The 19,219-nt window shown below is 63.3% G+C and carries 20 protein-coding genes; 8 read left to right on the forward strand and 12 right to left on the reverse strand.

Annotated elements, in window-relative coordinates; translation table 11 throughout:
* The first annotated feature begins 24 nt into the window (after nt 1–24).
* Both ACGYLX_RS06050 and purF read left to right on the forward strand, forming a co-directional pair.
* Nucleotides 25–579 (forward strand): CvpA family protein, encoded by a 555-nt coding sequence (locus tag ACGYLX_RS06050; RefSeq protein WP_394447937.1) that lies wholly within the window; start codon nt 25–27, stop codon nt 577–579.
* Nucleotides 580–812: 233 nt separating this feature from the next.
* Nucleotides 813–2,297: an amidophosphoribosyltransferase gene (purF, locus tag ACGYLX_RS06055; protein WP_394412823.1), complete on the forward strand. Its 1,485-nt coding sequence runs from the start codon at nt 813–815 to the stop codon at nt 2,295–2,297.
* Nucleotides 2,298–2,381: 84 nt separating this feature from the next.
* Here the strand turns inward: purF and ACGYLX_RS06060 are convergent, their stop codons facing one another.
* Complete coding sequence (locus ACGYLX_RS06060; protein WP_394447938.1) at nt 2,382–2,651, reverse strand: hypothetical protein; 270 nt, start codon at nt 2,649–2,651, stop codon at nt 2,382–2,384.
* Nucleotides 2,652–2,850: 199 nt separating this feature from the next.
* Here ACGYLX_RS06060 and infC point away from each other — a divergent pair, with 199 nt between their 5' ends.
* Nucleotides 2,851–3,399, forward strand: coding sequence for a translation initiation factor IF-3 (gene infC / locus ACGYLX_RS06065; RefSeq protein WP_209217843.1), 549 nt, complete (start codon nt 2,851–2,853; stop codon nt 3,397–3,399).
* A 112-nt stretch (nt 3,400–3,511) separates the two neighbouring features.
* Here infC and ACGYLX_RS06070 read toward each other — a convergent pair whose 3' ends face one another.
* The 6 genes from ACGYLX_RS06070 to ACGYLX_RS06095 all read right to left on the reverse strand — a co-directional run bounded on the left by ACGYLX_RS06070 (nt 3,512) and on the right by ACGYLX_RS06095 (nt 11,488).
* Complete coding sequence (locus tag ACGYLX_RS06070; RefSeq protein WP_394447939.1) at nt 3,512–5,452, reverse strand: OmpA family protein; 1,941 nt, start codon at nt 5,450–5,452, stop codon at nt 3,512–3,514.
* A gap of 162 nt (nt 5,453–5,614) precedes the next feature.
* On the reverse strand, nt 5,615–6,403 hold the full coding sequence (locus ACGYLX_RS06075; RefSeq protein ID WP_394447941.1) for an FAD binding domain-containing protein: 789 nt from the start codon (nt 6,401–6,403) through the stop codon (nt 5,615–5,617).
* A 65-nt stretch (nt 6,404–6,468) separates the two neighbouring features.
* A complete protein-coding gene (locus ACGYLX_RS06080; RefSeq protein ID WP_394447943.1) occupies nt 6,469–8,844 on the reverse strand; it encodes a xanthine dehydrogenase family protein molybdopterin-binding subunit in 2,376 nt (791 codons plus the stop codon).
* A gap of 114 nt (nt 8,845–8,958) precedes the next feature.
* Nucleotides 8,959–9,444, reverse strand: a complete 486-nt coding sequence (locus ACGYLX_RS06085; protein ID WP_067268228.1) for a (2Fe-2S)-binding protein — start codon at nt 9,442–9,444, stop codon at nt 8,959–8,961.
* 86 nt (nt 9,445–9,530) lie between these two features.
* Nucleotides 9,531–10,532 carry a molybdopterin-binding protein gene (locus ACGYLX_RS06090; protein ID WP_394447945.1) on the reverse strand — a complete coding sequence of 334 codons (1,002 nt, stop codon included), beginning with the start codon at nt 10,530–10,532 and terminating at the stop codon, nt 9,531–9,533.
* Complete coding sequence (locus tag ACGYLX_RS06095) at nt 10,529–11,488, reverse strand: XdhC family protein (protein ID WP_394447947.1); 960 nt, start codon at nt 11,486–11,488, stop codon at nt 10,529–10,531. Before ACGYLX_RS06095 ends, ACGYLX_RS06090 begins: the two co-directional genes overlap by 4 nt.
* Before the next feature lie 145 nt (nt 11,489–11,633).
* Between ACGYLX_RS06095 and ACGYLX_RS06100 the strand changes: the two genes are divergently transcribed.
* Genes ACGYLX_RS06100 through grxD form a run of 3 tightly spaced genes read left to right on the forward strand, consistent with a single transcriptional unit; the run spans nt 11,634 to nt 12,582 of the window.
* On the forward strand, nt 11,634–11,870 hold the full coding sequence (locus ACGYLX_RS06100; protein ID WP_067268222.1) for a BolA family protein: 237 nt from the start codon (nt 11,634–11,636) through the stop codon (nt 11,868–11,870).
* 3 nt (nt 11,871–11,873) lie between these two features.
* The gene (locus ACGYLX_RS06105) at nt 11,874–12,218 is read left to right on the forward strand and encodes a hypothetical protein (RefSeq protein ID WP_394447949.1); all 345 of its coding nucleotides are present in this window, start codon (nt 11,874–11,876) and stop codon (nt 12,216–12,218) included.
* A gap of 1 nt (nt 12,219) precedes the next feature.
* Nucleotides 12,220–12,582, forward strand: coding sequence for a Grx4 family monothiol glutaredoxin (gene grxD, locus ACGYLX_RS06110; protein ID WP_394447951.1), 363 nt, complete (start codon nt 12,220–12,222; stop codon nt 12,580–12,582).
* Nucleotides 12,583–12,664: 82 nt separating this feature from the next.
* Here the strand turns inward: grxD and rpiB are convergent, their stop codons facing one another.
* From rpiB to ACGYLX_RS06130, 4 genes are all read right to left on the reverse strand, one after another.
* Complete coding sequence (gene rpiB / locus ACGYLX_RS06115) at nt 12,665–13,114, reverse strand: ribose 5-phosphate isomerase B (protein WP_394447952.1); 450 nt, start codon at nt 13,112–13,114, stop codon at nt 12,665–12,667.
* 152 nt (nt 13,115–13,266) lie between these two features.
* Nucleotides 13,267–13,602, reverse strand: a complete 336-nt coding sequence (locus tag ACGYLX_RS06120; RefSeq protein ID WP_168613526.1) for an MliC family protein — start codon at nt 13,600–13,602, stop codon at nt 13,267–13,269.
* Nucleotides 13,599–13,991 (reverse strand): cell division protein ZapA, encoded by a 393-nt coding sequence (locus tag ACGYLX_RS06125; protein WP_168613525.1) that lies wholly within the window; start codon nt 13,989–13,991, stop codon nt 13,599–13,601. The genes ACGYLX_RS06120 and ACGYLX_RS06125 overlap by 4 nt, the downstream gene beginning before the upstream one ends.
* Entirely contained in the window at nt 13,991–14,578 is a 588-nt protein-coding gene (locus ACGYLX_RS06130) for a hypothetical protein (RefSeq protein ID WP_394447954.1), read from the reverse strand. The genes ACGYLX_RS06125 and ACGYLX_RS06130 overlap by 1 nt, the downstream gene beginning before the upstream one ends.
* A 332-nt stretch (nt 14,579–14,910) precedes the next feature.
* Here ACGYLX_RS06130 and tkt point away from each other — a divergent pair, with 332 nt between their 5' ends.
* The gene (tkt, locus tag ACGYLX_RS06135; protein WP_394447956.1) at nt 14,911–16,926 is read left to right on the forward strand and encodes a transketolase; all 2,016 of its coding nucleotides are present in this window, start codon (nt 14,911–14,913) and stop codon (nt 16,924–16,926) included.
* Nucleotides 16,927–17,005: 79 nt separating this feature from the next.
* On the opposite strand, the gene ACGYLX_RS06140 is transcribed toward tkt, so the two are convergent.
* Nucleotides 17,006–17,980: a DUF808 domain-containing protein gene (locus ACGYLX_RS06140; RefSeq protein ID WP_394447957.1), complete on the reverse strand. Its 975-nt coding sequence runs from the start codon at nt 17,978–17,980 to the stop codon at nt 17,006–17,008.
* 219 nt (nt 17,981–18,199) lie between these two features.
* On the opposite strand from ACGYLX_RS06140, the gene gap reads away from it, so the two are divergent.
* Nucleotides 18,200–19,201 (forward strand): type I glyceraldehyde-3-phosphate dehydrogenase, encoded by a 1,002-nt coding sequence (gap, locus tag ACGYLX_RS06145; protein WP_394408285.1) that lies wholly within the window; start codon nt 18,200–18,202, stop codon nt 19,199–19,201.
* The last annotated feature ends 18 nt before the right edge of the window (nt 19,202–19,219 follow it).

Below are 19,219 nucleotides of genomic sequence, written 5' to 3' on the forward strand. Positions count from 1 at the left end.
CCTTAGACGAGGGCGAGAACGCGCATGGACGGTTTTACCATTATTGACGGGGTGGTCGCGGTTGTCATCGTGCTATCGGCATTGCTGGCCTATGGCCGCGGGCTGGTGCGCGAGTTGATGGCGATTGTAGGCTGGATTGCAGCGGCTGTGCTGGCCTTTCTCTTTGCGCCGCAGGTCGAACCGCTGGTGCGTGAGCTCCCCTATGTAGGCGAATTTTTGGCCGATAGCTGCGAATTGTCGGTGATCGGTGCCTTCGCGCTGGTCTTTGCCGCGGCGCTGATCGTGGTCTCGCTCTTCACGCCGCTCTTCTCCTCGCTCGTGCACCGCTCAATGCTGGGCGGCGTGGACCAAGGGCTTGGCTTCATCTTTGGCGTCGTGCGCGGCGTACTGCTCGTCGCGATTGCCTTCTTCGTCTACGACACCGTCATCACCGGTGAGCGGACCACAATGGTCGAAAACAGCCGCTCCGCCGCCGTATTCTCGCGCTTCACCGGCCAGATCGAAGAAAAAGACCCGCAAGAGGCGCTCGGCTGGATCACCAACCGCTATGAGGCGCTGGTGGGCAAATGTAGCGTCTAAGGCCTTCATAATCTCTTAACACAATCCTTTTAAACAGGCGGCCAGAGCATCATGGCCGCCTGTTTTGCGTTTGGGCTTGGCAGGTTACGGGGGCCGCCTCCTTGGCGGGCAATGCGGCGCTTTATCCTGCCTCATGCCCCCCGCAGGCGACATGCGGGGTGACAGCCGCTTACGAAGCCCCTACATAGGCAGCGACCTCACCCGGATTCGGAGTTGCCCCGTTGTCCAAGCACATGCCGCCCGCCCATCCCTTTGACACTTCCTATCTGCGTGACAGCGGAGATGAGGATAAACTGAAGGAGGAATGCGGCGTCTTTGGCGTGGTTGGCGTTGCCGATGCCGCCACTTTCGTGGCCCTTGGCCTGCACGCCCTCCAGCACCGTGGACAAGAGGCTGGCGGCATCGTCAGCTACGATCCCGCCGCCGGTTTCCAATCGGCCCGCCGCTTTGGCTATGTCCGCGACAACTTCACCTCGCAGGATGTCATGCAGACCCTGCCCGGCGAGCTTTCCATCGGTCACGTCCGTTATTCGACCTCAGGCAACAAAGGCCCCACCGCGATCCGCGACGTGCAGCCCTTCTTTGGCGAGTTCGCCATGGGCGGGGCCGCGATTGCGCATAACGGCAATATCACCAATGCCAACGCCCTACGCCGTGAGTTGATTGAGCGGGGCTCGATCTTCCAATCCTCATCCGACAGTGAGTGTATCATTCACTTGATGGCCCGGTCCTTGCAGCAGAACATCCCCGAGCGGATGGAAGATGCGTTGCGCCGGGTCGAGGGGGCTTTCTCGGTCGTTGCCATGACGCGCACCAAATTGATCGGCGTGCGCGATCCGCTGGGCGTGCGCCCGCTCGTGCTGGGCCGTGTCGGCGATGGCTGGGCGCTGAGTTCGGAGACCTGCGCGCTCGACATCATCGGCGCGGAATTCGTCCGCGAGATCGAACCGGGCGAAATGGTGGTAATCACCGAGAAAGGGGTCGAGAGCCATTTCCCCTTCCGCCGCGTCGCCTCGCGGTTCTGTATTTTCGAACACGTCTACTTCAGCCGCCCCGACAGCATCCTCGGCGGTCGCTCTGTCTATGAAACGCGTGAGAATATTGGCCGCGAACTGGCCAAGGAAAGCCCCGTGGAGGCCGATCTCGTCTGCCCTGTGCCCGACAGCGGCACCCCGGCGGCGATTGGCTATAGCCTTGAATCCGGCATCCCCTACGCCATGGGCATCATTCGCAACCAATATATGGGCCGGACCTTCATCGAGCCGACCGAGCAGATCCGCAACATGGGGGTCCGTCTCAAGCTCAACGTCAACCGCGCGCTGATCAAGGGCAAGCGGGTGATCTTGGTCGACGACTCGGTGGTGCGCGGCACGACATCGCGCAAGATCAAAGAGATGATCCTCGACGCGGGCGCGAAAGAGGTGCACTTCCGCATCGCCTCCCCCCCCACGGCTTGGCCCTGTTTCTACGGCGTCGACACCCCGCAGCGCGAAAAGCTACTGGCGGCGACCATGTCCGAGGATGAGATGCGCGACCACTTGCAGGTCGACAGCCTCAAGTTCATCTCGCTGGACGGCCTCTACCGCGCGGTGGGCGAAGCTGAAGGCCGCAACGCCGAGTGCCCGCAGTATTGTGACGCCTGCTTCTCTGGCGACTACCCGGTCACCCCTGCCGATCAGGTTAAGGAAGGTTTCCAGATGAAGCCCGCCGCCGAGTAACCCACCAGAGGGATCAAACCAAAGCAAAGGCCGCGCCCGGTTCCCCGGACGCGGCCTTTGCTTTTCCGCGCTGCGCGGAGCCGCTTAATTCTGCGCCGCAGGCTCCGCCGCGTCATTGGCGCTCTCGGTTGCGTCATCCACGGCATCGCTGATCGCCTCTTCGGCGGCATCCACGCTGCCTGCGATCGCATCGGCGGCGCCTTCGGCGGCGTTGGTCATATCTTCGGCCACCTCGGGCGCATTGATCGCCTCAGAAGCTTCGATGGCCACTTCTTGCGGCCCCTTGCCGGTGAAAAGCATATAGCCCGCCAGCGCAATCAGCGCCGCCACGACCAACCAGACCAGATTCTTCATTCCATTCCCCTTAATCTACGCCCCGCGAGGTTAAAGATTTCCCCCGGGGCCGCATAGCCGTGAATTGCGCCACAATCGCCCCAGATCAAGGGTAAATCGCCCCAAACCCCACGCATAGCGTGATTTTGCGACTTGAAGATGGCCCCACGCGGGTTTACCTTGCATTCTCGAATTAGGTAACAATCAAAGGACCATCACCATCGCTCGCAGACCTCATAACGCGCCGCCCCAACGTGACACCGGCCCGCGCGTCAACGACAAGATCCGTGCCCCCGAAATCCGCCTGATCGGTGCCGATGGCGAAAACGTCGGCGTTGTCTCGCCGCAGCGTGCCATGGAAATGGCCGATGACGCAGGCCTCGACCTTGTTGAAATTTCGCCCAATGCCAAGCCGCCCGTGTGTAAGATCATGGATTTCGGCAAGTTCAAATATGAACAGCAAAAGCGCGAGAGCGAAGCCCGCAAGAAACAGAAGATCATCGAGATCAAAGAGGTCAAGTTCCGTCCCAATACGGACAAGAACGACTACGATGTGAAGATGCGCAATGTCTTCAAGTTTCTTGAAGGTGGCGACAAGGTGAAAGTTACCCTCCGGTTCCGTGGCCGTGAGATGGCGCACCAGAACCTCGGTCGTGAGCTTTTGGAGCGCGTGGCTGCCGACACCAAAGAGATCGGCCGGGTGGAGAACTTCCCCAAGATGGAAGGCCGCCAGATGGTCATGGTGATCGGGCCGCTGCCCAACAAGTGATCAGGCTCAATCGGGTCCGCATGACGGGCCCGATTGCCACATTCACCATCCAATAACGCAAAACGCCCCCGGATCGCTCCGGGGGCGTTTTCTGTTTGGGGTGCTGGTCTGCTTAGCGCAGCAGACCTGTAATGTTCCGTACCACGGCGCGCCGGTTCGCGGGTTCCGCCGATGTGGTCGGCACGCGCAGCTGGCTCTCGCCATAGCCTTGCGTGATCAGGTTGGCGGGCGGCACATCGAAGTACTCGGTCAGCGCCAGCGCCACGGTCTCCGCGCGGCGGTCCGACAGGGCGAGGTTATAGCTCGCATCGCCAACCGCATCGGTGTGACCTTCGACGAGGATCACGGTGCGCGGGTCCTTCTGGATCAGGTCACGCAGTGTGGTGCCGATATTGGCAAGCGCGCGGGCCTGTTCAGGCTGGATCGCGGCGGAGCCTGTGGGGAAGCGCACGGCATCAAGTTCCAGTTCCGGCGCGAGCGAGCGTACCTCACGGATTTCACGCACCTGACGCAGGGAGAAGGTTCTTCCCTGATCGTTGCGCATCTCGGCTTGCAGGGCCTGACGCAGCGCGGCTTCGTCTTGGGTGCTGGCACGCTGTGCCTGCTGAGACTGCTGGACCTGCGGCAGATCGTTCACGACAACTTCGCGCTCTTCCACGAGGTCATCGACCAGCACATATTCACGGCCCTGCGCGTCAAAATTCGTCCGGCGCAGCACGGTGCCATCGCGCGAGCGGATGGTCTCGACCCGGCTGCCGTCGCTCTTGGTCACGATGGTCCGGGTGGAGCCGTCGTCGAAGGTCTGGGTCTGCACCTCGTCACCGGGGCGGCGGAGCAGTGCGTTGTCATCCTTCAGAACGCGCAACTCTCCTGTGTCGTCCTGCACGACCACACGGTCACCGGAGCGGCTGACGATTTTCTCACCATTGTTCAGAACCGAGCCGACAGCCACGGCCCCAAGGCCGAGCAGCAGCGCTTTTTCGAAGTCCGACATCCCGCTGTCGTCGTCCTCAGCGGCGGCGGCATCGGCTTCGCCTGCGGCAGTCACTTCGGTTTCGAAGTCTTCGTCCGAGCTGCGTACGTCTTCTTCGGTAACTTCTTCGGTCACGACTTCGGCGTCCGCATCGCTTTCGGCAGCAGCGGCGGCGGCGGCGGCAGCTTCACGCTCGGCGCGGCGTTGCTCACGGCGCTCTTCGCGGCGTTCGGCACGGCGGGCTTCGCGGCGCTCTTCACGGGCTTGGATCTGCTCTTCGGTCAGACCGGCGTTGTCTTCCTCGCCGACCGCTTCGCCGCTGGTTTCGGCTTCCATTTCGGCCTCGGCTTCTTCCGAGGTCTCGACGGCAGTCTCATTGGTTCCCGCGTCAGCCGCAGCTTCAGCGTTTTCCTCAGTTTCTACGTTCCCAGTCACCTCGGCATCAGCTTCAGCGGTCGCTTCGGCTTCAGCTTCCACGTCCTGCGCGGTCTCGGCCTCGGCGTTGTCTTCAATCTCAGCCTCGGCCTCAACCTCGACTTCGCTTTCCTGCTCGGCTTCAACTTCTGCTTCGGTCTCGACCTCTTCGTCGACTTCGACCTCGCTCTCAGTCTCGGCGGTCATTTCGGCTTCGGCCTCGGCGGTCTCCGCTTCCGCTTCGCTTGCGGTTTCCTTTGCCGCCTCGGCTGCGGCTTCAGCCTGCGCCACTGCTGCGTCCGCGGCCTCTTCGGCCTGTTCGGTCACGCCGTTCACAGCAGCCGCAGCAGCGTCACCCGTCGCTTCAACCGCGCCAGTTGCCTGATCCAGCAGCGAACCCGCCTCGGCTTCGGTCTCCGCCTCGGCCTCGACCTCTGCTTCACCTTCCGCTTCGACTTCCGCCTCGGCCTCACCGCTCAGCCCGGCAATAACACGAAGCTCTTCGGCACTTTCTACCGTCTGATCGTCGAATGCGCAGGGGAATTCGGTCGCTTCGCCCACGGGGCCGCATTCATTCAGATTTTGCTCCTGCGCAAAGGCGCCATGCGGGAAAGCCAAGGCAAGGCTCAGACCCAGCGAAGTCGTAGATCTCAGTAGGTTTTTCATGTTCACGTCCTCATCATTACGGGAACGCCGTTCGGGCAGCGCTTGTCACCCAACGCATGATGGGGGCGCTGGTTCCGCTATCCAATATCAAGAGCTTACCCCATGAAAATACCGCGCCCGCTATAAGGACGCGGCAAAGGTTTACGCTGCTGTTATCGGCTATCAGGCGAGGGCGGCCGCGGCGCGGCGGGTCATCACGCCGCACAGATGGGCCCGGTAGGCGCCGCTGCCGTGCAGATCGCTGATCATATCGCCCGCGTCGAGGGTCAGCCCCTCCAAGGCTTCCGGCGCGAAGCGTTCCGACAGGGCAGCTTCGGCTTCGGTCCAGCGGAAGACACCGTCGTTCGACGCGCCCGTGATCGCCACGCGCACCCCATCGCTGAAACGCGCGACATAGGCCGCGACCAGCGGGAAGCGCGAGGCGGGCTGAATGAATTTCTCGTAATGCGCGGCCTCAGGGATGGGGAAACGGACGCCGGTCACGATCTCCCCCTCCTCAAGTGCGGTGGTGAACATGCCTTGGAAATAGTCATCCGCGGCAATCTCGCGGCGGTCGGTCTCAATCGTCGCACCGCTGGCCAGAGCGCCCGCCGGGTAGCAGGCAGAGGGGTCGTTATTGGCGAGCGATCCGCCGATGGTCCCCCGGTTGCGCACCGCCGGGTCGCCGATCCGTGCGGCGAGGCTGGCGAGCGCAGGGTAGCTCTCCGCCGCCTCGCGCATGACCGTGGCATGGGTCGTGCCGCCACCGATCCAAAGCGCGCCATCGCGCATCTCAACCCCTTTGAGCGCATCGATCCCCGCCAGCGACACCAGAACCGAGGGCATCGCCAGCCGCGCCTTCAGCGTGGGGATCAACGTCTGACCGCCGCTGAGCGGTTGCGCATCCTCCTGCCCCAAAGCCTTGACCGCATCCGCCACGCTGCTGGGGCGCTCTACTTCGAAATCATACATCTTTCATCCTTCCCAGAGGCCGCCCGAGCGTCGCCTCTTTTCTCAAACCAATCTTCAGCAGGCGCTTAGCCATTCATCGCCTCCCAGACCCGCGCGGGGCTGACCGGCATGTCAATATGGCCGATGTCCTTCCCGCCCGAGCGCATGGCGTCGAGCACCGCGTTGACCACCGCAGGCGGCGAGCCGATGGCCCCCGCCTCCCCGCAGCCTTTCACGCCCAAGGGGTTGTGGGTGCAGGGCGTCTGGCAGGAGTGATCCACGTCATAAAACGGCAAATCGCTGGCGCGCGGCATGGCGTAATCCATGTAAGACGCGCTAAGCAGTTGGCCGTCCTCGTCGTAGGCGCAGTTCTCCAACAGCGCCTGACCGATGCCTTGGGCCAAACCGCCATGGACTTGGCCGGTCACGATCATCGGGTTCACCACATTGCCGAAATCATCGGCGGCGGTGAAACGTTCGACGGTGACATGGCCGGTTTCAGGGTCCAACTCGACCTCGCAGGCATAGGCCCCCGCCGGATAGGTGAAGTTCGACGGGTCGTAAAAGGCGGTTTCCTCAAGCCCCGGTTCGATCTCCTCCAACGGGTAGTTATGCGGCACATAGGCGGCAAGCGTCACATCGCCCCACGCCACGGATTTATCCGTGCCCGCAACACTAAAGGCCCCATCCTTCAACTCGATATCCCCTTCCGAGGCTTCGAGCAGGTGGCTTGCGATCTTCTTGGCCTTGGCGATAATCTTTTCGGTCGCGCGCACCATGGCGCTGCCGCCCACCGCGAGCGAGCGCGAGCCATAGGTGCCCATGCCCATCGGCACTTTGGAGGTGTCGCCATGCACGATCTCGACCATATTCTCGTCGATGCCGATCATGTCAGCCACCACTTGGGCGAAGGACGTCTCATGCCCCTGCCCATGGCTGTGGCTGCCGGTCATCACAACGAGCCCCCCGGTCGCGTTGACCCGCACCGTTGCGCTTTCATAAAGCCCCGCCCGCGCGCCGAGTTGGCCCACAAGGTTCGACGGCGCAATCCCGCAGGCCTCGATATAGCAGTTCACGCCGAAGCCACGCAGCTTGCCCTTCGCCTCACTCTCACGGCGCCGCGCTTCAAAACCCGCGTGGTCGGCGATCTCTTCGAGCTTGTCCATCGTGGCGTTGTAATCGCCCGTGTCATATTCCACCGCCACCGGGGTGGCATAGGGAAACTCCGTCACGAAGTTCTGGCGGCGCAGTTTGATCGGGTCGACCTGCAACTCATGCGCGGCCTTGTCGATCAAACGCTCCAACTGATAGGTCGCCTCGGGCCGACCGGCCCCGCGATAGGCATCTACTGGCACGGTATTGGTAAAGACCGCCTTAACGTTCACGTAGATCAGCGGCGTTTTATAGTTCCCCGCCATGAGCGTGCCGTGCAGCCAAGTCGGCACCGAAGGCGCGAAGGTCGACAGGTAGGCCCCCATATTGGCATAGGTATCGGTGCGCAGGGCGGTGAAGTTGTTCTCTGCATCCAGCGCCAGTTCGATCTTGGTCACATGGTCGCGGCCATGGGCGTCGGACATGAAGGCTTCCGACCGGCTCGACGTCCATTTCACCGGACGCCCCACCGCCTTGGCGGCGAAGGTGCAGAAGGCCTCTTCCTGATAGTGAAAGATCTTGGTGCCGAAGCCACCGCCCACATCCGGGGCCACCACGCGCAGCTTGTGCTCGGGGATGCCCAGCACGAAGGCGCCCATCAGCAGGCGGATCACATGCGGGTTCTGGCTGGTGGTATAGAGCGTATGCTCCCCGTCCGAGCGGTTGTAATCGCCGATGGCGACGCGCGGCTCCATCGGGTTGGCGACGAGGCGGTTGTTGACCAGTTCCAACGTGGTGACATGGGCGGCCTCGTCAAAGGCTTTGTTCACCGCCTCCTTATTCTCTTCCACGAAACCCCAGTCGTAGCAGAGGTTGCTGGTCAGGTCGTCATGCACCTTGGGCGTATCGTCTTTCACCGCGTCTTTCATGTTCACCACGGCGGGCAACTCGTCGATATCGACGACAATCGCCTCGGCGGCGTCACGGGCCTGCGCCAACGTCTCGGCCACGACGGCGGCGATGGGCTCGCCCACATGGCGGACCTTTTCATGGGCCAGCACGGGGTGTTTCGGCTCCTGCATGGGTTGGCCGTGTTTGTCGGTCACCTGCCAGCCGCAGGGCATCCCGCCCACTTCGGCGAAATCCGCGCCGGTGAAAATCTTCAGCACGCCGGGCATGTCTTCGGCGGCAGAGGTATCGACCCCGGTCAGCCGCCCATGGGCCACATCCGAGCGCAGGAAAAATACATGGGTCTGGCGGCGCAGGTTGATGTCATCGGTGTAGCGCCCCGACCCGGTGAGAAAGCGCACATCCTCCCGCCGTTTGCTGCTGGCCCCAATACCGCTCGTCGGTTCAAAATCCTTTGGCATAATATCCTCCCGTTTGGTGGCGGTGCGATGCACCTGATCCGTCACGCGGGTTCCGGTTCTGGCGGTCCTCCCTCCGCCATCACAGGTCTGCTCAGCGCGACACTGCTTCCAACGTTACTCTGCCGCCAGCGCGCTGACCTCCTGGCCGCTGGCCGCCATGATCGCTTTGACGATGTTGTGGTAGCCGGTGCAGCGGCAGATGTTGCCGTCAAGGTAATGGCGCACCTCGGCCTCCGAAGGTTTCGGGTTTTCCTTTAGCAGCGCCGCCGCCGACATCACCATGCCCGGCGTGCAAAAGCCGCATTGCAACCCGTGGTGATCCTGAAACGCCTGTTGGATGGTGCTGAGCGTGCCATCGGGGGCCGCCTGCCCTTCAATGGTCTCGACTTCGGCGCCATCGGCCTCGACCGCGAACATGGTGCAGGCCTTAACAGCATTGCCGTTCACATGCACCACGCAGGCGCCGCATTGGCTGGTATCGCAGCCCACATGGGTGCCGGTCAGTTCCAGATCATCGCGCAGGAAATGCACCAGCAGCGTGCGGCCCTCGACCTCTCCCGACGCGGGTTTGCCGTTCACGGTCATCTTGACCTGTGTCATGTTCTTCCTCCCAGTCTGACGCTTGTTGAGATCAGTTAAGCACGACAAGCCCTAGTTGAGAACATATATTTTCCTAAGGTTTTGCCTCAGCCGTTGCCCGCGCTTTTGCCGGGGTTGCGCGGCTGCGGGCGCGTGGGGATCTCTTTCAGCAAGCCGCCCACCCCCATCGCCGCGATATCCGCGCTGGTGACGGGAATGCCGCAGACCAGCCGCGACAGCACCCAATCGGCTCCGTTGAGCGCGGGCGAGCGGGCACAGCCCGGCAGGCCGATCACGGCGCGGGCGCCAAGTTGGCCGAGAAAAAGCAGATTGCCCGGATCAACCGGCATACCAAAGCGCGTCACCCCGCCCCCCGCCGCGCGCAGGGCTGAGGGGGCCACATCATTGACGTCCGACGTGGCGGAGGCGGTGAGGATCAGGACCAGATCGGTCTCTGCCGCCGCAATCGCCTCGGCCAGCGGGGCGCTGCGATGGGGGACGGTTACGACATCGCGAAGGGTCACATTAAGCGCCGTCAGCCGCCCCTCCACCGCGGCGCGGCCCTTGTCCCCGGCGCCGCCGGGCACGTCTGTGATGATCAGCGTGGCATCGCGCAGCACAGGCGGCGCGAGGCGCAAGGCGCCCTCTCCCGCCGCCGCGCAGGCGGCCGCGACTGTGCTTTCAGACAGGGCGTAGGAGATGATCTTGATCGTCGCCACCATGCCGCTCTCGCCCATCTGCTGATAGGGTGGCACGGTGGCCAGCGTGATCATCGGGTCCACCGCATTGACCGCCTCAAGCGCCGCGCGGTCCATCACCACCACCCCCGGCCCATCGGCCAGCAGGTTCACCCGCCCGGTGAAGGGTTTTGACATTCGCAGCCCCGCACCGCAGAGGCTTTCGGCCAGCCGCGCGGCGCCTGCGTTCTCGTCGATATCGCCGGGGTCGAGCCGGGCAACGATCACCTCTTCGATGCCCGCGCCTTCCAGTGCTGCGATATCCTCTTGGGTCAGCACGCGGCCCTTGCGCAGCCGCCCCTTTTCAACCGCAACGGAATGGGCCAGCGTCGCGCCCAAAGCCGCGCTTAGAGGAACCGGGCCAAACCTCATGGTCGGCGCAGGCTTTGGATCATCTGGGCAAGGATCGACACGGCGATTTCAGCCGGGCTGGCCGCGCCGATATCGAGGCCGACCGGCCCGTGGATACGCGCCGCTTGCTCTGCCGCCACACCTGCTTCCGCCAGCCGGTCAAGCCTACTGACCTGCGTCCGGGTCGAGCCGAGCGCGCCGATATAGAAAGCCTCGGACCCGAGCGCCACATGCAGCGCCGGATCGTCGAGTTTCGGGTCATGGGTCAGCAAGACCACGGCGGTGCGCGCATCAACCCCGATCTCACGCAGGGCGGCATCGGGCCAATCGTTCACCACTTGGCAGTCGGGGAAACGGGCGGGTGAGCCGAAAGCCTCCCGCGGGTCGACGACGATCGGATCGAACCCCGCCTCTATCGCCATGCGCACCAGATGCTGCGCGATATGCACGGCACCCACGATCACCAACCGCAGCGGCGGATTGTGGATACCAATGAACCGCCCTGTTTCATCCTCCACACCTGAGCGGTCGCGGCGAAAGCGGTCATCATGCCCCCCCTCTGACAGCCGACGGTCGCTGCCGTCCAACGCCACCTCATAGGCCACCGGCTTACGGGCCGCGCGCCGTGCCACCAATTCGCGCAGCATCTCGAGGCTCAGCGCCTCCGGCCCCACCGGCTCCACCAGCACCTTGATCGTGCCGCCGCAGGCCAAGCCCACGGCGAAGGCATCACCGTCACTGACGCCGTATTCCAAAAGCCGCGTGCGGCCGTCCTCCAGGGCCTCTAAAGCCTCAACCACCACGGCCCCTTCGACGCAACCGCCCGAGACGGACCCCATCATCGTGCCATCGCCCGCCACGGCCAGTTGCGCGCCAGCGCGCCGGGGGGCGGAACCCCATGTTTCCACCACCGTGGCAAGGGCCACAGGCTGTCCGGCTTCGGCCCAGTCGAGTGCTTGTTCGGGGATCCGGTCCATCGGTCGTCCTTTCAACGTGAGGGCGCAAAGTGTGTCGCAATAGGGGCAAAGGTCAATGGCCGATCCGGCCTTCGGCTTCGCCTTGCACGCGGCGCGGCGCGGCACTACATCTAGCCCAAGCACTCACAACAGCCGGAGCCACCCCATGCCCATGCAAGCCAGCGAAATCGAAGACCTGATCCGCGCTTCCTTTCCGGACGCCAAGATCACCGTCGAAGGCAACGATGGTGTGCATATGGCGGCCATGGTCGTCGACGAAAGCTTTCGCGGCATGAACCGGGTGCAGCAGCAGCGCGCGGTCTATGCGGCCCTGAAAGGCAAGATGGACGGCTCGAATGGTGAGCTGCACGCGCTGGCGCTGACCACCCGGACCCCGGACTAAGCCATGTGGGGCTGGGTCGCTGCGGCTCTCGTGGGCGGGATCGCCGCCACCGCCTATGCCCAGCACCGCGCCCGGCGCGGCCAGCATGTGCCGCTGTCGCAGCGCCAGCCACCCCGGCCTGAGACCGGCAAGGTGCCGCTGGGGATGGAGGCGCTGGATTTGGATGCCGTGGCCAGCACCGCGCGGCGCAACGAAAGCCTAGAACGCGGGCATACGAATTGGACCAAGAAACGGGGCGGCTTTTTCCTCGGCGGGGCCGAAGTTGAGGTCAAACCCTGGGCCGACGATGAAACCTATGCGCGGCGCTATCACGCTGCGTTCAAGAAACCAGATACGAAGGACGAATGACATGAGCGATGCCGCAAGCCAGATTAAGGAACAGATCACCGAGAATGACGTGGTTCTGTTTATGAAAGGCACGAAAGAAATGCCGCAGTGCGGCTTCTCCAGCCGCGTGGCCGGGGTGCTGAACTACATTGGCGTGAACTACAGCGACGTGAACGTGCTGGCAGATGAGAACCTGCGTCAGGGGATCAAAGATTTCTCCGACTGGCCGACCATCCCGCAGCTTTACGTCAAAGGCGAATTCGTCGGCGGCTGCGACATCATCACCGAGATGACGCTGTCGGGCGAATTGGACACCCTGTTCGACGAGAACGGCGTCGCCTTCGACAAGGAAGCCGCCGACAAGATCCGCGAAGCCAACGGCTAAGCCGGGCGCCCGCGTCAAACAAAACACCCCGGAGCGGTTTCGCGCTCCGGGGTGTTTTTGCATCTAAGGCTCGGGCGGGGCCTCAGTCTTCGATGGCCGAGATCATATCGACACGGCGGCCATGCCGCCCCCCCTCGAATTCGGTGTCGAGAAAGGCATCCACGATCTCAAGCGCGAGACCGGCGCCGATTACCCGCGCGCCCATCGACAGCATATTCGCGTCATTATGCGCCCGGATCATCTTGGCCGAGAAGGTATCGCTGCACACGCCGCAGCGGATGCCCTTGACCTTATTCGCGGCCATCATGATGCCCTGACCCGTGCCGCAGATCAGAATGCCCAGATCGAACTCCCCCGCCGCGATGCGCCGTGCGGCGGCTTCGCCATGTTTGGGGTAATCGGTGCTTTCCGTCGTGGCGGGGCCGATGTCTTCGACAGTGAACCCGCGTTCGGCCACATGGCGCGCGATGTCTTGGCGCAGGGAGATGTCGGCGTGGTCACTTGAGATGATGATGCGGGGTTTGGTGGTCATCTGAGGGCGTCCTGATTTTGCGTCATGGAGGGTCGCCCCGTAGGGGCGCGTTAGGTGGTCGCCCCGTAGGGGCGCGTTTGGTGGTCGCGCCGAAAGGGGCACTTTTCGCGCCCCCCAGAGCATATTGCAGCCCGCGCCGCAATCCCGCCCCTTCAATCTTGCGGCAAACAGTCAGTGTAGATCGGGGTCACTTCGCCATCGGTCGTTGTCCGCCAAGCCAGCGAAGCGCGGCCCTGATGCTCCCACCACTCATAGCCCGCGCCGTCCGAAGACCAGCCATAGCGCGCGCCAGAGGCGGATGGCAGGCGGCGCAACTGAATCAACCGCCCCTCGACATAGAGCACCACCACGCCCGGATCGGCACCGGGCACATAGACCACCGGCACCGAAACCCCGCGCTCACAAATGTAAGTAACGGAAGAGGTTTCGGCGCCCGCAGGCGCGGCCCAGAGCAGCGCGCAGAGGGCTGCCCTGAGGACCCGGCTCATTTACCCGCCTTCTCCTCGATCTCGGCGGCCAGCGCCTCGGCCCGGGCGGCGATTTCGGCAAGGGTGTCTTTCACCCCCTGCGGCACCACCGGCACTTCGATCCGCTCAGGCTCGACCTTGACGTTGCGCAGGCTGGTGAGTTCGGCCTCACGCTCGGCCAGTTCCGCGCGCAGCTCTGCGATGCGATCCTCGACGCTGGCGGTCTTGTCGGCCAAAAGCAGGCCCGCCATCAGCAACATCCGCGCCTCGGGCATGCGGCCCACCTGATCGCTCAGCACGCGGGCTTCGTCGTCCAGCATCTTGGCGGCGGATTGCAGATAGCTTTCTTCACCTTCCTGACAGGCGACTTCGAAATGGCGGCCGCCAATGGTGATCCGTACCTCGGGCATCAGTCGGCCCCTCCTGACTTGGGTTCTTCTTCGGCGCTGTCGTCTTGCGCAGTTGTCTCGGACGCGGGCGCTTCGGCTTTGGCCTCTGCCCCCGTTTCATCCGCAGCTTCAACTTCCGGCTCGCCCTCTTCGACCAAGGGGGCCAGCGCGGTCAATACCGCGTCGATCTCGGCCATCTCGATCGCGCGGGTGGCGCGCAGGCTCTCCAACTCTGCAATCACGGCGGTGTCGATCAGCTTGGGATCGGCCAGCCCCTCGGCATTGGCCAGCCGCAACTGCTCGCAGGCCGCCGACAGTTGCTCATTCGCCTGACGCAGACGCTGCACGTCCATATCAAGCTGCGTCACCCGGTCGTTGTTGAAGTCCATCTGCGCGCGCAGGTCGTTCAATTCATCCTGATGGCTTTCCTTCAGCGTCTTGACCCGGTCGGTCAGCTGAGCGTTGGCTTGCCGCTCCTCTTCCAAGGCCTGCACGATATCTTCATCCGGTTCTGCGGGCGCGGCGCTCAGCCGGTCCACCCCCTTGGCCATCTGGTCCATCGCGGCCGTGATGCGGCGCTGATAGTCTTCAAGTTCACTCATCCGCATGAATTCTCCTCACTCGTCCTGCTCTCTCGGCGGCGTTTTCGCCTGCCGTGCCCCGGGCTGCGCCCTGTTGCGGCGGCCCGTCCCGCAGATAGCGCGCGCCCCGCCCAATGTCACGCGCGCGAATCGCCCGTATCAGCCGGTTTTCGCAATCCTAGCCAAAGCGCGCTCAAATTGCGCCCCCCCTTTCGTTTCAGCGACTTGAGCCGCCAAGTTCACTCTCGCCCCCGCTATGGGCCGCCCCGGACCCGCCCGCGCACCCCAGTTGTGCTTGAACTTTGCCCCATCGCTGGTATGCACGAGCCCAATCTGCCACAGCCCCAAAGGAAGCCCCCGTGGATCTGACAGCCCTCGCAAGCGCAAACCCCGACCACTGGTCCAAGGCCACCGCCATTCGCGCGCTGACCCTCGATGCCGTGGCCGCCGCCAATTCCGGCCACTCCGGCATGCCGATGGGCATGGCCGATGTGGCCACCGTCCTCTTTGAGAAGCACCTGAAGTTCGACGCGTCCAACCCGCTTTGGCCCGACCGCGACCGCTTCATCCTGTCGGCAGGCCACGGCTCCATGCTGCTTTATTCGCTGCTGCACCTGACGGGCTATGAGCAATTCCCCATCGAAGAGTTGAAGAACTTCCGCCAAATGGGCGCGCGCACCGCGGGCCACCCGGAGAACTTCCTTGCCGATGCGATTGAGACCACCACCGGCCCGCTGGGCCAAGGCATCGCCAATTCCGTCGGTTTCGCCATGGCCGAAGAGATGCTGCGCGCGCAATACGGTGCAAAGGTCGTGGATCACCACACCTATGTCATCGCTGGCGACGGCTGCCTGATGGAAGGCGTCAGCCAAGAGGCAATCACACTGGCCGGCCGCCACAAGCTGAGCAAGCTCATCGTGATGTGGGACAACAACAACATCACCATCGACGGCCCCGTCACCCTGTCGGACAGCACCGATCAGGTCACCCGCTTCAAGGCCGCCGGCTGGCATGTGATTGAGATCGACGGCCACAACCCCGATGAAATCGACGCCGCCCTGACCGAAGCGAAATCCACTGACCTGCCCTCGATGATTGCCTGTAAGACGCATATCGCGCTCGGCCACGCCGCGCAGGACACCTCGAAAGGCCACGGCGCTTTGACGGACGCCGACCAGATGGCCGAAGCCAAAAAGGCTTACGGCTGGACCACCGGCCCCTTCGAAGTGCCCGCTGACGTGAAATCCGCTTGGGAAGAGATCGGCAAACGCGGCGCCGACGCCCGCCGCGACTGGGAAGAGCGTTTCGAGAAACTGCCCCGCGCCAAGCGCGAGACCTTCAACCGAGCCCTCGCCCTCGACGCGCCGAAAAAGATGAGCGCGACGGTCAAGGCCTTCAAAAAGCAGATCACCGAAGGCGCGCCCAAGATGGCGACCCGCGCGGCAAGCGAGAAAGCCCTCGAAGTGCTGAACCCGATCTTGCCCGAAACCGTCGGCGGCTCGGCGGACCTGACCGGTTCGAACAACACCAAGACCAGCGATCTCGGCATCTTCGACACCGACAACCGTGGCGGACGCTATGTCTACTGGGGCATTCGCGAACACGGCATGGCGGCGGCGATGAACGGCATGGCACTGCACGGCGGCCTGCGCCCCTATGGCGGCACCTTCATGTGTTTCACCGACTACGCGCGCCCCGCGATGCGTCTGGCGGCCCTGATGCAAATCCCCACGGCCTTCGTCATGACCCATGACAGCATCGGCCTTGGCGAAGATGGCCCGACCCACCAGCCGATCGAACATCTGGCGATCAGCCGTGCCACGCCCAACACCTACGTCTTCCGCCCCGCCGACGCGGTGGAAACGGCAGAGGCTTGGGAAATCGCCTTCACCGCGAAAACCACGCCATCGGTTCTGTCACTGACCCGTCAGGGCCTGCCCACCGTGCGTCTGGAGCACAAAAACAACAACCTCACCGAAAAAGGCGCCTATGTGCTGGCCGACGCCGAGGGCAAGCGTCAGGTGATCCTGATTGCCACCGGCTCTGAGGTGCATGTCGCATTGGCCGCGCGCGAGCTGCTCCAAGCCGAAGGCATCGGCACCCGCGTCGTCTCCATGCCTTGTATGGAACTCTTCGCCGCGCAGGACGAAGCCTACCGCAAGCGCGTCCTGCCCGGTGGCGCCGTGCGCGTCGGGATTGAGGCTGGCGCACGTCAGGGCTGGGACCAGTGGCTCTTTGGCGAACGTGGCAAATACGGCAAGGCTGACTTCGTCGGCATGGACCGTTTCGGCGCCTCCGCCCCGGCGGAAGAACTCTTCGAGCGCTTCGGCTTCACCGCAGAGAACGTGGCAGAGAAGGCCAAAGCGCTGCTCTGATCTGCGGGTCATACAATACAAAAAGGGGGGCGACGGTTCATCCGTCGCCCCCTTTTTCCTTTGCGAGATAAGGTCGCTCTTAAACGGCAGCCTTATGAAACACCTTACGCCAGATCGGCGTCACGATCTTTTCCCCGATTGGGATCAGCACCAGACCAAGCGCCAAACCAAAGAGCCCGTCGATCCCCGCCGTGGTGATCCATTCGACCGCTCCTTCGAACTGGGCCGGAACCGCATGGCCCACGGTCACGGCGATGTCGTGGATCCATTTATAGGGGGCGGCAAAGCCCATCTGCTCCAACCCGTGAATGATGATCGACCCGCCAACCCAAAGCATGGCCGCCGTGCCCACGATGGTGAGCAGCTTCAAGAACCCCGGCATCCCGCGGACCAGACCGCGGCCCAAGCTCCGCGTCAGGCCAAACCGCCCCCGGTTCGCCATCACAAGCCCCACATCATCCATTTTGACGATCAAGGCGACAGCGCCATAGACCGCCACGGTGATCATGATCGCCACCGCCGCAAGCGTCGCCGCTTCCATCCAAAAGTTGCTTTCGGGGATCGCGGAAAGGGCAATGGTCATGATCTCCGCGGACAGGATAAAGTCAGTCTTGATCGCGCCTGCGGCCTTCTTCTCTTCCAGCTGCGCAGGGTCTTCGACCACCTTCTCTTTATCGGGATAATCCTCATGCCCATGACCCCAACCAAGCGCATGGGCGACCTTCTCGGCCCCCTCGAAACACAGGTAAGCCCCGCCCAGCATCAAAAGCGGCGGGATCGCCCATGGCGCAAAATTCGCCAAAAGCAGACCCACGGGCAGCAAATAGACCAGCTTGTTGCGCAACGACCCCTTGGTGATCCGCCAGATCACCGGCAATTCACGCTCGGCCTTGAACCCATGCAGATATTTCGGCGTCACGGCGGCATCGTCGATCACCGCGCCCGCCGCTTTAGAGCCCGCCTTGGCCGCCTGCCCGATCACGTCATCCACGCTCGCTGCTGCAACCTTGGCGATCGCCGCCACGTCATCCACAAGTGCCAGTAAACCGCTCATTCCATGCCCCTTTTTGCGTGCTGCTTCCGAAGTAGCATGTGCAGCCCATCTGGCAAGTCCGAAGCCGTTGCGACCTTTACCGCTAACATGCAAGTTTAACGCTAACATATGGAAATCATTTGGTTTTGCCCCTTTCCCCTGACCGCCCCTGCCGGATATAGAACCCGCGACCCCGACATACGGCCCCCCACCCGCGCGGCCCGAGACAAGGAATGCACCATGACCATCAAAGTTGGCATCAACGGATTTGGCCGCATCGGCCGCTGCACGCTCAGCCATATCGCGGCCTCGGGGCGCGATGATATCGAAGTGATCAAGGTCAACGCCACCGGACCACTCAGCACCGCGGCGCATCTCATCAAATACGATTCCGTCCATGGCCGTTTCCCGGGCGAGGTGCAGATCGACGACGGCTACATGAACCTCGGCCAAAACGACATCGAGATGATGTCGACCTACAACCTCGAAGAGCTCGACTGGTCCGGCTGCGACGTGGTGCTGGAATGCACCGGCAAGTTCAACGACGGCAACAAGGCTAATGTGCACCTCGAAAACGGCGCCAAACGCGTGCTCCTCTCGGCGCCGGGCAAGAACGTCGACAAGACCATCGTCTATGGCGTCAACGATGACCAGCTTGAGGTCTCCGACCGGATGATCTCCAACGGGTCCTGCACCACCAACTGCCTCGCGCCGTTGGCCAAGGTAATGCATGAGGCCGTGGGCATCGAAAGCGGCCTGATGACAACGATCCACAGCTACACCGGCGACCAGCCGACGCTCGACCGCCGCCACAACGACCTCTACCGCGCCCGCGCCGCCGCCATGGCGCTGATCCCCACCTCCACCGGCGCCGCCAAGGCCTTGGGTGAGGTGCTGCCGGCACTGAAAGGCAAACTCGACGGTACCGCAATGCGCGTGCCCACCCCCAATGTCTCCGCCGTCGACCTCACCTTCCAAGCCAGCCGTGACGTGACGGTCGAGGAAATCAACGCCGCCGCCCGCGCCGCCGCCGATGGCCCGATGAAACGCGTGCTGGCCTACGACCCCGAGCAGAAGGTCAGCATCGACTTCAACCATACCGAGGAAAGCTGCATCTTCGCCCCCGACCAGACCATCGTCGTCGCAGGCCGCACGGTGCGCGTGCTGGGCTGGTACGATAACGAATGGGCCTTCTCGGTGCGCATGGCCGACGTCGCCGTCGCCATGGGCAAACTGGGCTGAGGCTTGCACGGCGGGGAT

Origin of the sequence: Sulfitobacter sp. 1A13496 (assembly GCF_043557225.1) — a bacterium.
Taxonomy (GTDB): domain Bacteria; phylum Pseudomonadota; class Alphaproteobacteria; order Rhodobacterales; family Rhodobacteraceae; genus Sulfitobacter; species Sulfitobacter faviae.

Bases quoted from the DNA above. Each gene is read 5' to 3' on its own strand.
- ACGYLX_RS06085 (WP_067268228.1), bottom strand. From the start codon at position 9,444: ATGACACAGGTCAAGATGACCGTGAACGGCAAACCCGCGTCGGGAGAG.
- ACGYLX_RS06100 (WP_067268222.1), top strand. From the start codon at position 11,634: ATGCCCATGCAAGCCAGCGAAATCGAAGACCTGATCCGCGCTTCCTTT.
- ACGYLX_RS06050 (WP_394447937.1), top strand. From the start codon at position 25: ATGGACGGTTTTACCATTATTGACGGGGTGGTCGCGGTTGTCATCGTG.
- ACGYLX_RS06075 (WP_394447941.1), bottom strand. From the start codon at position 6,403: ATGTATGATTTCGAAGTAGAGCGCCCCAGCAGCGTGGCGGATGCGGTC.
- grxD (WP_394447951.1), top strand. From the start codon at position 12,220: ATGAGCGATGCCGCAAGCCAGATTAAGGAACAGATCACCGAGAATGAC.
- ACGYLX_RS06070 (WP_394447939.1), bottom strand. From the start codon at position 5,452: ATGAAAAACCTACTGAGATCTACGACTTCGCTGGGTCTGAGCCTTGCC.
- rpiB (WP_394447952.1), bottom strand. From the start codon at position 13,114: ATGACCACCAAACCCCGCATCATCATCTCAAGTGACCACGCCGACATC.
- ACGYLX_RS06095 (WP_394447947.1), bottom strand. From the start codon at position 11,488: ATGGACCGGATCCCCGAACAAGCACTCGACTGGGCCGAAGCCGGACAG.
- purF (WP_394412823.1), top strand. From the start codon at position 813: ATGCCGCCCGCCCATCCCTTTGACACTTCCTATCTGCGTGACAGCGGA.
- gap (WP_394408285.1), top strand. From the start codon at position 18,200: ATGACCATCAAAGTTGGCATCAACGGATTTGGCCGCATCGGCCGCTGC.
- ACGYLX_RS06105 (WP_394447949.1), top strand. From the start codon at position 11,874: ATGTGGGGCTGGGTCGCTGCGGCTCTCGTGGGCGGGATCGCCGCCACC.
- ACGYLX_RS06120 (WP_168613526.1), bottom strand. From the start codon at position 13,602: ATGAGCCGGGTCCTCAGGGCAGCCCTCTGCGCGCTGCTCTGGGCCGCG.
- ACGYLX_RS06090 (WP_394447945.1), bottom strand. From the start codon at position 10,532: ATGAGGTTTGGCCCGGTTCCTCTAAGCGCGGCTTTGGGCGCGACGCTG.
- ACGYLX_RS06130 (WP_394447954.1), bottom strand. From the start codon at position 14,578: ATGCGGATGAGTGAACTTGAAGACTATCAGCGCCGCATCACGGCCGCG.
- ACGYLX_RS06140 (WP_394447957.1), bottom strand. From the start codon at position 17,980: ATGAGCGGTTTACTGGCACTTGTGGATGACGTGGCGGCGATCGCCAAG.
- ACGYLX_RS06125 (WP_168613525.1), bottom strand. From the start codon at position 13,991: ATGCCCGAGGTACGGATCACCATTGGCGGCCGCCATTTCGAAGTCGCC.
- ACGYLX_RS06080 (WP_394447943.1), bottom strand. From the start codon at position 8,844: ATGCCAAAGGATTTTGAACCGACGAGCGGTATTGGGGCCAGCAGCAAA.
- ACGYLX_RS06060 (WP_394447938.1), bottom strand. From the start codon at position 2,651: ATGAAGAATCTGGTCTGGTTGGTCGTGGCGGCGCTGATTGCGCTGGCG.